This is a genomic window from Proteus sp. fly-1067 (assembly GCF_040139345.1).
In the GTDB taxonomy this organism is placed as follows: Bacteria; Pseudomonadota; Gammaproteobacteria; order Enterobacterales; family Enterobacteriaceae; genus Proteus; species Proteus vulgaris_B.
The window spans coordinates 1-540 of the sequence record NZ_JBEEUL010000242.1; the positions used below are offsets into that span (position 1 = coordinate 1).

At 43.3% G+C, this 540-nt stretch carries 1 protein-coding gene; it reads left to right on the forward strand.

What is annotated here, in order from left to right; all coding sequences use genetic code 11:
• Nucleotides 1-416, forward strand: a 416-nt coding sequence (locus ABN217_RS20210) for a fimbrial protein (RefSeq protein WP_502935149.1), incomplete at its 5' end; no start/stop codon positions are given.
• Between the last annotated feature and the right edge of the window lie 124 nt (nt 417-540).

Consider the following 540-nt stretch of genomic DNA (forward strand, 5'->3'; position numbering starts at 1 on the left):
ATCAGTCGATAGACATGGGAAATATAGACATAGCGACTTTACAACATAATGGTAAGGGAGCACCGGTACCACTTCAGATTGAGTTAGTGGATTGCTTAGAAACCGCAACTCGACTTGAAAATGTCCAAACTGGAATGACGGCTTGGAGCTCATCTCAGCCAGCGGTGAAAATTCGATTTGTTGCGCCTTCGGTACCTTTTTACAACGATTTTGTTCGCGTAAGCGGTGTAAAAGGCTTGGGACTCGCGATTACGACACCAAGCGGAGTTTTATTACCCCTAGGGCAAGAAAGTGAACCTCAGTTATTGCCTTCAGGACAAAGTAAGCTGACTTATTATGTGACTCCTGTCCGAACGGGGCAGTTACAGCCAGGTGCATATTCAGCCTTAATTGCTTTTGAAATGCTGTATGAGTAAGTAGGAATGCGACATGAATATAACAAAATGCCGCCTCCCTTCATGTCTAATGACTGGAAGTGCGAAAGGATTACTACTGGGAATATTGTGTTTATTTTCTAATTTCGTTATGGCGGAAATCTAG